Raw genomic sequence first — 14,380 nt, 5'->3', positions numbered from 1 at the left:
TTGCTGATGTAATTATAACATTCTACTCTGACAGGAATCTTAACAAGCAAATGGAGTTTAAGAATCCGCAAGTTGCTGCGCACTACAAAAAATCCGCTGCTCTCACTAGAGAAAAACAATTAACACCAAACAAAGCAAAATCCATAGGTAAAGGGCAGTAGAATGGAAGAAAAAGAGCCAAAAGCTTTACCACAATACTTGCAAAATGCAAAAAATAAGTTAGAGCAAGTGCTCAAAAAAGCCAATGAAGTAAAACATATTAAATTAGAAACCATCTTCGACACCATACAAGACGCAAATACTATATTTGCAGCAGAGAGAAAGACTTATGACTTTGTGTTAAATTTCAATAAGTTGCTAATTGCCATTGTGCTTGTGCAGCTAATTCTTATCATCTCTCTTTTCCCCTTAAAAGAAAAAGAGCCTTATCTTGTGGGATTTTCCAATGCTACACAAAACTTTGTGCATATACAAAAAGCTAATGAAAATATCACAGCAAATGATGCTCTTACACGCTCGCTGATTGGCGCATATATTATCAATAGAGAAACAATCAATCGTTTTGATGATAGTGATCGCTATGAAGTAGTGCGCCTGCAATCTAATACAAAAGTTTGGAAAACATTTGAGAACATTGTATCGCAAGAAAGCTCTATTTATGGCAATGAAAACCTAGAGCGGTCTGTAAAAATTGTCAATATCACAAAAATCAAAAATGGATATGCCAATGCAGAAGTGCAAATTGCGCTATTTAACCTAGGCATACTCCAAAGTCAAAAACGCTATAGAATCTCTTTGACCTATAAATATGAAAGCATTGATATTGACTTTAAATCACTACCAAAGAATCCCACAGGATTCCAAGTTACCGAATATGCTGTAACAGAAATTGCAACTATTAAAGATTTAGATGATGAAAACAAAGTAAATCCCAATAGTGTGCAAAGCAAAATAAAAGAAAAAGAGAAGCTAAAGGGTGGGCTTGATTCCAAAGAGTTTTTACAAGACAACTATCAATATAAAGACAACGAATCAAAATCACATCAAGATGGTTTTTCTATCCAAAAATCAAAGCCACTAGATTTTAAGACTAATGGAGATGTTTCTGCGATGAATCACGCAGAAATACGCAATAAGCTCAATGAAGATATTAAGCGTATTAAGCAAATGCAAATAGACCAAGAGAAAGCACAAGAGAAAATTAAAGAAAAGGAGATAACACAACAGCAACAAACACCGGCGCAGACTACGGCAGGCGATACGCCAAATCCATTTGAATAAGGAGTAACTATGAGTTTCACATTAGCAATCGTTGTAGGGGCACTGTATTTACATACAAGCCACTTTTTAAATACATCAAAATTTCCAAGTTGTCTTTTGCCAAGATCAAAGAGCTTGCCAAAAATGAAGATGTCAGAGCAGAGTTTAGAGATTTTTCCGTAGCGCAAATGCAAAAAATATCTAATTTCATAGATTCCATACTCAAAAAGAAGCAAGCGCAAGAAAATTTTGATGGTGGAGAGAAAAGTCAGCAAATAGCCCAAGAGACACAAACTAATAAAGAAATAAACGAAACAGAAAAGCAAAAAAAGAGTGAATAATGAAAAAAATCGCCATAGCGTTATTGGGAATTTTTGTCTATTGCAGCATTGTAGTAGCACAAGAACCAACAATAGAATCCCAGCCCACTTTAGAGCAGCAAGCCTTTGAAGATGAAGATGGATCTGTATTTAGTGATAGTGATTTTGGAGAAGAAATCCAAGGCACAAATGATCATACCAATAAAATGGTGTTTCTTGATGCCGTGCAAAAGCATTTTTGGAATCCAAACCGCAAGCTACAAGATAATAATATCAATATTCTCCACAGAGATGGCGATACGCACAAAATCCGCACACGCTATGCGATGATAACAACTTTTATCTTCGACAATGACAGAATTGCTGAAATAATTTTAGGAGACCCTAATGGATTTGAAGCAAGGCAGATCCCAAATCCAAAATGGAATCTAAGCAATATCCTAACTATAAAGCCAAAACTCATAGGCATTGATACCAATTTGTTAGTAATTGGGGAGAGCGGCACAATCTACACATTCTATCTATTCTCCACACATTTTACCAATCGTAGAGATCCAGCTTTTAGCGTATTTGTCAGCAAGGATAGGCGTATAGGAAAAATTGCTATGGAGAATCTTGAAGATGTAAGTAAAAGTAATGCAGAGTTTAAACGCGCTAAAAATGCGAAAAAACACAAAGATACTAGTCCATATATCACACAAAATACAAATGATATGCCTGATACAAGAAAGATACCAAGTGCAGTAATTGAAGAAGATGATGGAGAGTTTTTAACTATTGGAGACAAAGTCAATAAGCTCCACATTGATAAGTCCAAAATCCAGCGCGGCTATGTTCAAAAACCAAAATCTACACGCTCTTGGAAAAGATTTTTTATAGCCAAGCCATCGCGAGCTTCTATCGCAATGCAGGCAATGGATATATTTAACGACAAAGACTATACCTATTTTAAATTTGATCAAACAGACTCTAATTCAAAATTTCCTGTGGTATTCAAAGTAGTCGATGGATACGACAACCCCGTTAATACAAAAATTGTTGGCAACTACATCATAGCTGAAGACTTGAACGAAAAATGGACACTTAAGATGGGCGATGAGTGGGTGTGTATAGAAAGGCTTGATAAATCGCTCATTGTTTATGAAAGCCAAAAACCAGACACAAAACCTAACCAAAACAACAAAAAGCCCCTGCCTAAAGACAAAGGAAATGGTGATGTAGAGATTATCAATACTCCCGCACTTGCTGATCCAAATAGCATCAATACACCTGCTGCACCTAAACAAACCAATAAGAGCAAAAAGACAAGTAAATAAGAGTTAGCAATGAATATATTAAGCAAGCTATCATTCCTAGCACTACTAAAAAGAAAAATTGTGCTTATCCCATTAGCTGCTTTTACCACATTGTTTATTATTGTATTAAACCTTAAAGAAGATGATGAAGAGTTTGAGATCCAAAGCAAATTTCCACTCGAAGACTATTTATTCCAAGATTCTGCCAAAAGGCAGCGCGAGATAGACACCTTGCTGCAAGAAGTAGCCAAATTACAAAATCAACTAAAAAACCAAGAAGAGCAAGTTAAAAAGCAGCAAGAGCGTATTTTACTAGGACATTTAAAGGATAAGGCTGGCAATGTCATACAAGTAGATGAAAATGGCAATTTGATTCTCTATGATAAAGATGGTAATCGTGTGTTGTATGATGAAAATGGCAAGCCTTACACTATTGGCGCAAATGGAGAGAAGAAATACCTAAATAGCACGGATAAGGTGTTCAATCAAAATGGCGTAGAGATTGAAAGAAATGATAAGGGTGGCATTATCCTACATGATGATGAAAACAATAGAGTCGAGCTAGAAAATGGCAATAAAGCAACCTACACCAGAGATGGTAAAAAAATTATAGAAGATAAAAATGGTAATTTCACTATTTATGATGAGATGGGCAATGTTAATACCAATAATGATGAAGCCTATACTTCTCTAAAAGAACAGAAAAACCCTGATAAACCTAGCGATTATGATCCATTTGCGGGCAGCCCCTACTCTAAACAAAATCAACAAAACACACCAAAACTAGCCCAACAAGGACAAAGTGATAAGCTTTTTTATGATGATGACGGCAATTTGATAGGCGATCGTGTCGCACTAGAAAATCAAAAATTCATCTATGAAAAGGCAGATGATAAGCAAAAAATGATTAACGACATTCTAGCTTCAAGACTGCAAGAAGATGAAAGTAAGAAAAAAAGATATGAAAAAGACTATGGTGCTAGTGAGTTTAGTAACTTAGAAGATAAAGATGATGGCTCAAATGAACATAAGCTGCTGCGCACTATTACAGCAGATAGAATGATACCTGCCTTTTTGGTGCGCCCAATCTCATCACAGATTCCCGGTAGTGCTGTGGCACAAGTGGAAACCAATATCTATGGGGCTATGGGAAGAGTGGTGCTTATCCCAAAGGGCTCTAAGGTTATAGGTTTTTATCAAAGCAATAACAAGATAGGCGAGTATCGCCTACAAATCTTTTGGACAAGAATCATTACCCCACAGGGCAATAATATTATGCTAACCGATGCTAAAGGTGCTGATGTAAAAGGATACAATGGTCTAATTGGCGAAGTGCATACAAGAAATTTTGAGCGATATGGCATACCGCTTACACTCTCAACCCTATCCAATGGCTTATTGCTAGCAGTTAATTCTCTTAATCAAAAAGGCACGATTGAGCAGTCAAAAAGTGAAGCTGGCAATCTTGCCAATGCTTATATCCAATCCCAAATCCTATCAGGTATGAGACAAGATGTCTCATCAATCATTCAAAAAATCGTGCAAGAGCAAATTAAGCTTCAACCAATCATTACCATAAAAGAGGGTTCAAGGATCTTCATTGCTCCTACACAAGACATTTTTATCCCAATCCCAAAAAAAGGAGAAGCTATGGCTAGATTTTTCACAGAGCTTAAAGAAGTGAAAAAGAAAAAACCAACCCAAACACTAGAATCTTCACTAGAAGCCTCACAGGATTTTAATGAAGATGAAGAAGAACGGGAGAGTGAAGAATGAAAAAGTTTCTAGCAATATTGCTTTACATAAGCCTAGCAAATGCTGATGTTAATATCATCATTGAAGAAGACATATTGTTTAAAAATAAGCAAGGCTTATTTAGTGGTAAAATGACCTATCAAAACCAAGCGTGGCAAGCTATCGGCTCTTACAAAGTCAATGCTCAAAACAAAGTGCTTCTAAGCATTGAGCGATTTAACAGTGGTGGCAGACTCTATGAACTAAAGGCAAGACCTAGCACTTTAAAACAATTAAAAAGCCTAAATACCAAGCTGCCAAAAGGCTCAAATGTTGTTTTTAAGGGAGAAAATGAAGCGGAGTTACGAGATTTTGCGCAGATTGTCAATAACCAAACGCTTGAAAAAAATCAACAAAAACAAGAGAGAAAAAAGCGGCAACAAGGTGCAGCTACAAGTGGATCACAGGGTAATGCGAGTGGGAGTAGTGTAGGAAATATTAGTGTAGGTGGCAGCGGTAGCACAGGAGCAGGCTCTATCCCTTATCTGCCCATTACTTCAAGTGGAAAAGAAACCAATGGCAACACAACGACTACTTGGAGTGCGCAATACTGCAAAGTGCCGGAATTTTTGGAGAATGCTATCAAGCTCTCTGTCATCGATAAAGATGGAAATTGCGTAGAAAAGTTTGCTGTGCGCGATGATACCAAATGTGAATATCGCTTCGACTTTGCTAATAATAAAGCAATCAAACAAACACAATTCTACTATGTCGATAATGAAAATAAAATCCAAAATATCGGTGATTGCGTAGATTTGGTAGGGAAAGAATACCAAGCGGAACTCTATAAAGATGATACTAAATGCACGCTTGATGAGACTGATAAAGGCAATGATGATAAGGGTATATTTTATACAACACAGATTTTATTCCGTGGTATTGATGGGCTTATACGAGAAGCCACAGACTGCATAGCCTATGGCAATGTCAAAGAAGATTTAGTAGAATATAAAAAAGATGATAAATCAAAGACTTCACGCAGAATCGCTAATCAATACTACATTGACCCCTACACCAATGACAAAGTCTATATCAATCAATATGTGCTAACGGATAAGCAGTTTGCTTGGGAAGAAAAAGCGTGTGGCGAGTGGGAAATGGACGATGTCGCCTTGCAAGGCAAAAAACGCACACAAATTTCATTTTTTGACAATATTGAGGGCAAGGAGAGCTTAATCACTTCTTGTGATTATTCCGTGGAGGGAGGGAAGCAGAGTGAATATATTTTGAAATACCAAAAAATCAAAGGTGTGGATCAAGAAAGAGAAATAAAAAGGGAGTCGAAAAACTTTTCTATACCAAAATATACAAGTTATACAAAGAGATGCACTACTGCGTGGAATGATAAAACACATACTGGCTGGAGTCATCAAGGAACAACATCTTGGACATCTACTTATGTTACCTATGATGTAACCAAATATGATGTATATCTGCGCCCTGATGGAAGCGAGTTTAAAAAATATGCTGATCCTAATAATAAAGGTGAAACCTTTACAGAAACAAGACGCAGTGAAGTGGTAGCAAGCAATGGGATAGGCACAGATGAAAAGTGGCGCACCTATTATGAAATCCATAGCAAAAACTACGCTAATCCCACCATAGAAAATAGTGGAGAGTATCAAAGCTGGGTATTTAGCAAAGTAGGTGGCAATCAGACTTGCACAAGTGGCACAGATATTTGGGGGTATGAATGTAAATGGAATAAAAATGAGGGTAACAGTGGGAGATGTAACTCTTATATCCCCTATAAAGTTCCATAACCCCACACAAGGAGTAGTAAAGGAGTAGTAAATGATGTAAAAGCACAGGCAACACTAAAAGACTTTACATATTATTATAAGGAGATATTATGGAAGAAAACACCATAACACAAGCATCTAATACTGATACAGCAAACTTTGATTCCGTGATGGAATCTATCAGTGCTGCTATGCAAAAGAATAAATTGCTAGCGCAAGCGCAAAAAGAAATCAAGTCTTATAGAGCACTTCAAGTTAAACTGCACCAAAAAATGCAAAAAATCAAAGCACTTGAAGAAAAAATCCAAAGCTTGAGATAACAATGCGCAGCAAAATACTCGATATTGCTATTTCTAAGCTTGAGAAATATCTCTCTATGGATATAAATGAGATTTGCTTCAATAGAGAAAAAGAGCTGTGGTTAGGTAAGAATGGCGTGTATGAGCGCGTTGTTGATGAAGAGCTCGATACGCGCTTTTTGCTCAATTTCTGTGAGCAGCTCGCCACTGCACGCAATCTCTTTTTCAATGTAGCAGTGCCACATCTCTCCTGCTCTATCCCTGATTCTAGGCTTAGAGTCAATGCCCTGCACCCAAGCATTACAAGCAATAATGAAATAAGTATCAATATCCGTATTCCAAGTGATAGAAAATTCCCCATAGAATGCTTTAGTATTGCTTGTGATACGAGCTATGAGCAGTTAAAATCCCTTGTAAGAGAGAAGAAAAATATTCTCATCAGTGGCGGCACAGCGACAGGGAAAACCAGCTTTGCTAATTGCTTGATAGAAGAAATAGGGATTGATGAGCGCGTTATCACCATAGAAGACTCTCCAGAGCTTCACATCAAAAATCCCAATAAAGTCCAAATTCTAGTAAGCAAAAATGAAGACAACAACTACACCTATGAAAAAGCACTGAACGACTGCTTGCGTATGAGCCCTGATAGAATCCTACTAGGCGAGATTGATACAAGAAATACAATGCTCTTTTTGCGTATCAATAATACAGGGCATAGTGGCTCTATCTCTACACTGCACGCCAATAGCGTAGAAGATTCTATCCACGCAATCACGCTCAATGCCAAATTTAGTGGTGCTAGTGCTATGTCCAATGAAAATATCATCGCGTATTTTGTAGCGAGCATTGATTATGTCATACAGATTAAAAGAACTGCGCAGGGCAGAATCATAAACAATGTCCTAGATGTCAAAAAAGACCTATACAAAATCCTAAATCATCAAGGATAGCCAATGAGATCACCAAACTACCAAGATTCAAAGACCTATAATGCAAAGCACTTTCACGCTCTTTTTAGTCTAGAATCTTATAGGGTATTAAGAGATAAGTCCCAAGAGCTTGGAATGAGTATGACAAGGTTTTTGGAATATTTGCTAGAGAATTATGGAGAAAATCTCTGCGAGCAAAAGCTAGATAATAGACAAAACACGATTGATAGAGTCGTAGCACTCATTAACCTAAACCATTCTTTCTACAAAGATTTAAATGCGACTTTTAGTAATCTCAATCAAATAGCAATTAGGCTTAATATTGCCAATCTTGTAGGAGATGAAGCTCTAAAGGAGCTACAAAACAATGAGAGTTTTCACACGCAGACACAAAAACAGCTTATAGAAACAACTGAAAACATTTTACTAATGCGAGATCTTACAAAAAAGATTCTAGCCGAATTGCAAACAATTAAAAAAGGTGTATAAATGAAATCACCCAAACTTATCCCCTTATATATTTTATGTGTAATCCTAAGTGTGCCAGCCACATTTTTATACTGCTTGCATTATTTTTTTGCAATCAATGATATAAGCAGGCTTATTGACTTTGCTGTATTGATTATTGATAATCTTGGCAAAAGACCAATGAAATCACAGGTGTATATCTCACTTGCCCTAAGCCCAATACCTGCCTTATTATTTATCTATATGATTTCAGGCAAGAGAGTAAAAAAGGCGCACGGAAATGCCAAGTGGGCTAAGGAAAAGGATATAGAATCCTATCAATTTAATGCAGAAAAATTTACAGAGAGTCTAAAGGACATTATTAACCCGCTTAAATACTTCTCTCCCAATATTCTAAAATCGTGGAAAGTAGTGTTGCATTGTGGATTTGAGCTTACTACACCGCTTTTAGAAATGAATTTTAGCAGGGGCGGCTTTTTACTTGGAGTGTATAAAGAGCTATGGAGCAAGAAAAACACCTACTATGATGCACCCTTATCTACGCTCATTGTAGCACCGCCCGGAGCCGGAAAGTCAGCTGCTGTGGCAATCCCAAATCTTTTGACACTACCTACAAGCTGCGTGGTGCTTGATATTAAAGGCGAGCTATGCGATCTCACAGCTGGATATAGACAAAAGGCTCTAAAAAATGAGATCTACATCTTTAATCCACTAGGTAATGATAATAATTTGAAATTTAACCCCTTTGATAAGAAGATTATAGAAAAGCTGGATTTTAATGGCAAAAAACGCCTTGTAGATGAAATTGCAAATACCATATTTGTGGAAGAAAAAGGAAGTGATCCGCATTGGATCTCCAAAGCCAAAGAGCTGTTTGTATTCTACGCACTCTATGATGTATGCACGAAAAATGAAAGTAATTTCTTTGACATCGCCACGGGACCTGTCAAGGATTATAAGCCACTCATCGAAAAAGGCTCAAGATTCTATGAAATGCTTTGGGAAGTTGATGACAATGGAGAGAGAGTGCAAATCCCAAATGTAGAGCCTGAAATGCTCTACTACCAACAATGCGCAGATCAAAAATACCTTGATGTAAAAAACCCTAAAAATTGGCAAGAAGAAACAAAAGAGCAAATGGAAGAGAATGCCAAAAATGGTATGGAGCTATTAGATGAAGTTGTCCGAAACTGCGCAAGAGCCCTAGCCAAATCCAATGAAAATGAGTTTGCTTCTGTCAAATCAGTGTTTAATCGCATAATGAGCGTGTTTTACTCTTATCAAGTAAGAGATGCTACTAATGAAATGAGCTTTGAATACGAAGATTTGCGCACCAAAAACATCACGCTTTATATAAAAATAGCTCAAACAGACATAGACACCCTTAAATCACTCATACGAGTATTGCTGGAATCTATAACCAAAAATCTTATGACAAGAGAAAGCTCCAAACCTAGTGAGCGGATTTTTATGGTGCTTGATGAGTTTATACGCTTTGGGCAAATGCCATTTTTAGTAGAAATGCCAGCACTTTGTAGAAGCTATGGCATTGTGCCGCTGTATATTACGCAAAGCTATGGACTAATCGAAGAATACTATGGCAAAGAAAAGCTCAAAACAATGACTGATACCATCGCATTCCAAATGCTCTTTAAAATGAATGATTACGAATCAGCAGAAGCTGTCTCCAAACAAATTGGTAAATATACGCGTGAGAGTCGCAATTACAGCACCAAGGAAAATGCAATTCTTGGTGGTAGTAGCTCCTATTCTCTTGAGGGCGCGGATTTACTAAGTCCGCAAGATATTTTAAATATCCACAAAGAGCATATCATCATTATTGTTTCAGGGCATAAGGCAAAGCCTGTGAAGCTCCTTGCTAAATACTATTACAAAGACGAGGAAATGCTTAAAAAAATCAAATGGAGCTATGATCCAAATAATACCGAGCTACTTGCATTGCATAAAAAAGCAAGCAAGAAGACTAGACCGCAACCACAGGAAAAACCCAAGCAAGTAGCCCAAGCAGAAGACACGCAAGCCAAAGAGCCTAAAGAATCAGTCGCCCTAGAATCCACTTTTGACAAAGGCGAGCAAGCAAGCCCAGAAACGCAGTGGGATAAGACTATCGCAGAAACCGAGCAAAATGCTAGCTTAAGCCAAGATGACATAGAAGCAGAAATCAATAGGCTTATAAGCTTGCAAGATAAAGAGTATGTAATGAGCATTGATGAGCGCGTTATCAATACGGCTCTGCAAGCCCCACATAGCACAAAGCATATTCCATTAGACATATACAAAGATATTCAATCAAACTGCCATACACTAGTGCAGCACGGGTTTATGGTGCATATTACAGACTCACATATCAAATCACAAGGAGCGAGCAATGCAACCACATAACACTAAAGGAGACACAATGAAACAACGCAATAGATTTGGCATAGAGTTTATTCTAAGCAATGATGATGAAAAAAGCTCATTTGAAAGCTGTTGTAGATACAAGGGCATTAAGCTTGGATTGTTAAAACAAGATGATTGGAATATTATTTTACCAAGCATTGTTGCTCTGCGCAATGCACATAAATCCCATATCAAAAACCGCTTAAATAACGATGAGCGATTTAGCAAATTTGTTGCTAAAACACCGCCAAAGCATTTGGATAAGGCATTTGATACCATACAAAGCTATCTCTCTAGCTTGCAGCCTGCTGCTAAAGTGGAGATTGTGCCAGCTAAAAATACCTTTACTAAATGGTGTGAGAGTTTTGCAAGGCAAATACATTTACAAAATACCCCACAAACCCCGCTAGAATCTACAACACAAGTCTCTAAGCAACACACCAGAGTAGTAGAGCTCTACCAAGAAGCCATCTATCTCTATCAAGACATATATCATCTAATGGTGTTGTGGCTACGAAACTATATCCCACCATCTTTCATAGAGTCATTGCTCAAAGATAATCAGCAAAAAATCAAAGAAATTGGTGATGAGCTGCAAGCCCTAGAAGCTGGCTTTGATAGCAAGCTTTGCCAAATCCAAGAGAGTAGCACAGCTCTACACACTTTGCAAAAGGAGACAAAATGAAATTCGCAGATTTTGACTTTAGATTATGGAACAGGAAAATAAATAGTTATGTAAGTGTAACTTATCAGTTTGAAGAGGGCAAAGCTAGTTTTGTCCCTAGGGAAGAGGGTGGAGTTTTTGAATATATTGAGCTATGGAGTGGATTTCGTGATAAGTTTGGCACAAAGATATACGAGGGCGATATAGTTTGCTTTAAAAATAGGGACGAATATAATGATGATAGAGATGAAGTTTTAGCAAAACACATCAAAGAAAAATGCCTTAAAAAAACATTTTTGGCACAAATATTTTTCAAAAATGTGGGAGGGGGATATTGTATAGAGCGCGAGACAAAGAAAGGAAAAAAATATTTTAGTCTTTTTGATATGTTTTTTTACCATGGCCTTACATTCGAAGTCGTAGGCAATATTCACGAAAATGCGGATTTATTGAACAATCATAACTAAGGAGCAAAAATGCCACTAATCATTATCGAATCACCCAATAAGGTAGAAAAAATTAAGCAAATCACAGGTTATGGAGTCATTGCAACTGCTGGGCATTTTATGGAGCTAAAGCATATTGACATAGACAATGGCTATGCTGCTGTATTTGACTATGTAGAAAGCAAGAAATATAGCATAATGCGCGCTATTGAAAAATCTAAAAATGAAATAGTCTATATCGCTTCAGACCCTGATCGAGAGGGCTATGCTATTGGCTACCATTTTTATCAAAAGATAAAAAATGTGGCAAAGACAATCTATCGAGCAGAGTTCCACGAAATCACGCCTAGCGGCATTAAAAACGGCTTAGATAATGCCAAGCTCTTTATTGATACAAATTTAAACTTCTATCAATCTTTTTTAGGCAGGAGAGTAAGCGATCAGCTTATAGGCTTTATTCTATCGCCTTATCTAACAAAGGGGCTAGAATCTAAAAATGTCTTAAGTGCAGGTAGAGTGCAGACCCCAGCTTTATCGCTCATTACCATAAGAGAAGAAGAGATAAAGGCATTTCATAGCTTAAGCGATAGTGAGAAAAAAGAATACGCCTTGCGTGCTAGAAGTATTGTTGATAGCAAGGAATTAGTATTTAAACATACAGAAAATGGTAAAGAAATCAAATATCCCACGCAAGAATCACTACAAACGCTCTTGCAAGAGTTAATAGGCTTTGATAGAGCTTTAATCACTAAAATAGAAAAAACTAGCGTGAGCTCTAGCCCCGAGAAGCCATTCACAACAAGCAAGCTCCTTAAAAAAGCAAGTAAAAAGCTTGGTATTTCTACCCAAAGGATACAAACTCTAGCGCAAGAGCTATTTGCCAAAGGGCTGATCACCTATATCCGCACAGATTCTGAAAGTTTAAGCAAAGAGTTTTTACTAGAAATGCAAAGTTTTTATGCGGATATTTATCCTAATTCCTACAAATACACCACCTATAAAGCAGGCAAACACTCCCAAGCAGAAGCCCACGAAGCCATAAGAATCACACATTGCCACAGATATGAAGAGATTGCTAGTATATGCGCTAAAGAGGGTTTAGATGGCGACCACATAAAACTTTATACGCTAATTTTCAAAAATACCATTGCTTCACAAAGTAAGCCAGCTGTGTATGAGAAAACTGATGTCTATCTCAATATCAAAATGACAGAATTTAAATTAAGCTTCAAAAAGATTGTCGATAAAGGCTATTTGGGTATTTTTGAAGACAGCGCAGATGAAACAAAAGAAGCAGAGCAAGAAATCACTTCATTCCCTTATAATGAAAAAGACTTTTTGCCCATCAGTCAAGTATTTATAAAAGACATTGACAAAGCCCCGCCCAAACGATACCTAGAAGCAGATTTTATAGAAGTAATGGAAAAATCAGGCATAGGCAGACCTAGCACCTATGCCAAATATCTACCAACCCTACTAAGCAAGGAGTATATTCAAATCTCCAATGATAAAAAGCGTGAGATTATCCCCACGGCTCTTGGAATATCTGTCATTAACTTTTTCAAAAGAGACAAGAACGCGTGGCTATTAGATCTAAACTTCACAGCTCAAATGGAGCAAGCTCTTGATGAGATAATGAGTGGAGAGAAAAAATATGTAGCATATATGCAAGATGTTCATTCAAAAATGGAATTTATACCACTTAAAACAGAGCCAAAGGAGAAAAAGGAATACCCACCAAGCCCCAAACAAATTAAATTCTGCGAAGATATAGCAAAAATACTTGGCATAGATCTTCCAAATGACTACAACAAACACTATAAAATTGCTGGTGATTTTATCAGCAAATATAGCAAGCAAATCCCCAAAAAAGACTATAAAAAGGACAATCATTAAAACGACAAAAAAGCTATCTAATCAATCTGGCAAACAAAGTCATACCTTATATTAGAAAGAGCAAAGTGTGAAGTGCTAGGCAATATCCAGAATACAGAGTTACTAAAGGGTAAAAAATGAAACTAAAAGAATCCACAATAAAAGGACAAGTGATGAGCAAAGACATACAAACCATTGACCATATTCTTACAAGTGCTGTGAGAATCGATAGTAGCAAAATCTCTGCAAGCAGCCTAAGGGCTTTGCAAAAAACTTTGCACAAGCTCACCGCACACGATTGTATAGTGATTGATAGGCAAACACTCAAAGAGTATTGCTACATAGGTAGAGCAATCAATGCGAGCACAGAATCCGCAGGGTCTATGGTGCTTTACCAAGATAGTGATGAAAATTTCTATGTGCGCTCTCTTAGTGATTTTACAAAGAAGTTTGATTTCAAGGAATATCAAGGAGAAAATGAAAATAAAGAAAAGTAAAAAACTCTCGCACGCGCGTTTTAAAATCTAAATCTCTTAGATTTATTATAACTATTACAGACTTAATTCTCAATTTGTTATAACAACTTTAAGGGGTTTAGTTTTGCGATAAAACGCGTATTTTACGATATTTTGCGCAGTTTTTAGCTCTACAATATCACATCTCAAATCTAAAGGAGCAAAGATGACATAGGGCAATACTCACCAAGCCTTAAGCTTGTTTTTTTTTTTTTTTTGACTATACTGTGAAAAGTTTGGCATAAGCCTAAATAGAATCTAAATAGACTAAGGATTAAACAATGGAGCAAACACTTACAAAAGAGCAGGCACTAGCTCTAATGAATACAGGAGTAGTATCTTTGGAAAGCGATGAGAGAGAAGCCATAAG

General features: G+C 37.0%; 13 protein-coding genes. All 13 read left to right on the top strand.

Translation table 11 applies throughout. The features are described 5' to 3' along the window. The first annotated feature begins 162 nt into the window (after window positions 1-162). The 13 genes from IKB69_RS06735 (at window position 163) to IKB69_RS06675 (ending at window position 13,992) form a co-directional block, all read left to right on the top strand. On the top strand, window positions 163-1,281 hold the full coding sequence (locus IKB69_RS06735; protein ID WP_290947678.1) for a VirB8/TrbF family protein: 1,119 nt from the start codon (window positions 163-165) through the stop codon (window positions 1,279-1,281). 89 nt (window positions 1,282-1,370) lie between these two features. Next, the gene (locus IKB69_RS06730; RefSeq protein WP_290947676.1) at window positions 1,371-1,601 is read left to right on the top strand and encodes a hypothetical protein; all 231 of its coding nucleotides are present in this window, start codon (window positions 1,371-1,373) and stop codon (window positions 1,599-1,601) included. Beyond that, a complete protein-coding gene (locus IKB69_RS06725; protein ID WP_290947674.1) occupies window positions 1,601-2,896 on the top strand; it encodes a TrbG/VirB9 family P-type conjugative transfer protein in 1,296 nt (431 codons plus the stop codon). Before IKB69_RS06730 ends, IKB69_RS06725 begins: the two co-directional genes overlap by 1 nt. Window positions 2,897-2,905: 9 nt before the next feature. After that, complete coding sequence (locus tag IKB69_RS06720) at window positions 2,906-4,651, top strand: DNA type IV secretion system protein ComB10 (protein WP_290947672.1); 1,746 nt, start codon at window positions 2,906-2,908, stop codon at window positions 4,649-4,651. Continuing rightward, on the top strand, window positions 4,648-6,432 hold the full coding sequence (locus IKB69_RS06715; RefSeq protein WP_290947670.1) for a hypothetical protein: 1,785 nt from the start codon (window positions 4,648-4,650) through the stop codon (window positions 6,430-6,432). Before IKB69_RS06720 ends, IKB69_RS06715 begins: the two co-directional genes overlap by 4 nt. A gap of 89 nt (window positions 6,433-6,521) precedes the next feature. Then, on the top strand, window positions 6,522-6,731 hold the full coding sequence (locus IKB69_RS06710; RefSeq protein ID WP_290947667.1) for a hypothetical protein: 210 nt from the start codon (window positions 6,522-6,524) through the stop codon (window positions 6,729-6,731). Window positions 6,732-6,733: 2 nt separating this feature from the next. Beyond that, entirely contained in the window at window positions 6,734-7,660 is a 927-nt protein-coding gene (locus IKB69_RS06705; RefSeq protein ID WP_290947665.1) for an ATPase, T2SS/T4P/T4SS family, read from the top strand. Window positions 7,661-7,663: 3 nt separating this feature from the next. Then, entirely contained in the window at window positions 7,664-8,128 is a 465-nt protein-coding gene (locus IKB69_RS06700; RefSeq protein ID WP_290947662.1) for a hypothetical protein, read from the top strand. 432 nt (window positions 8,129-8,560) lie between these two features. Next, window positions 8,561-10,510: a type IV secretory system conjugative DNA transfer family protein gene (locus tag IKB69_RS06695; RefSeq protein ID WP_363240346.1), complete on the top strand. Its 1,950-nt coding sequence runs from the start codon at window positions 8,561-8,563 to the stop codon at window positions 10,508-10,510. A gap of 16 nt (window positions 10,511-10,526) precedes the next feature. After that, window positions 10,527-11,195 carry a hypothetical protein gene (locus IKB69_RS06690; protein WP_290947658.1) on the top strand — a complete coding sequence of 223 codons (669 nt, stop codon included), beginning with the start codon at window positions 10,527-10,529 and terminating at the stop codon, window positions 11,193-11,195. After that, a complete protein-coding gene (locus IKB69_RS06685; RefSeq protein WP_290947656.1) occupies window positions 11,192-11,641 on the top strand; it encodes a YopX family protein in 450 nt (149 codons plus the stop codon). Before IKB69_RS06690 ends, IKB69_RS06685 begins: the two co-directional genes overlap by 4 nt. 9 nt (window positions 11,642-11,650) lie before the next feature. After that, the gene (locus tag IKB69_RS06680; RefSeq protein WP_290947654.1) at window positions 11,651-13,516 is read left to right on the top strand and encodes a type IA DNA topoisomerase; all 1,866 of its coding nucleotides are present in this window, start codon (window positions 11,651-11,653) and stop codon (window positions 13,514-13,516) included. 116 nt (window positions 13,517-13,632) lie between these two features. Continuing rightward, window positions 13,633-13,992: a hypothetical protein gene (locus tag IKB69_RS06675; RefSeq protein WP_290947652.1), complete on the top strand. Its 360-nt coding sequence runs from the start codon at window positions 13,633-13,635 to the stop codon at window positions 13,990-13,992. Window positions 13,993-14,380 lie beyond the last annotated feature (388 nt).

This window comes from Helicobacter sp. (assembly GCF_017502485.1).
Taxonomy (GTDB): domain Bacteria; phylum Campylobacterota; class Campylobacteria; order Campylobacterales; family Helicobacteraceae; genus Helicobacter_B.
The sequence above is the reverse complement of the archived record's forward strand: the minus strand, read 5'-3'. Positions and strand labels throughout refer to the sequence as shown.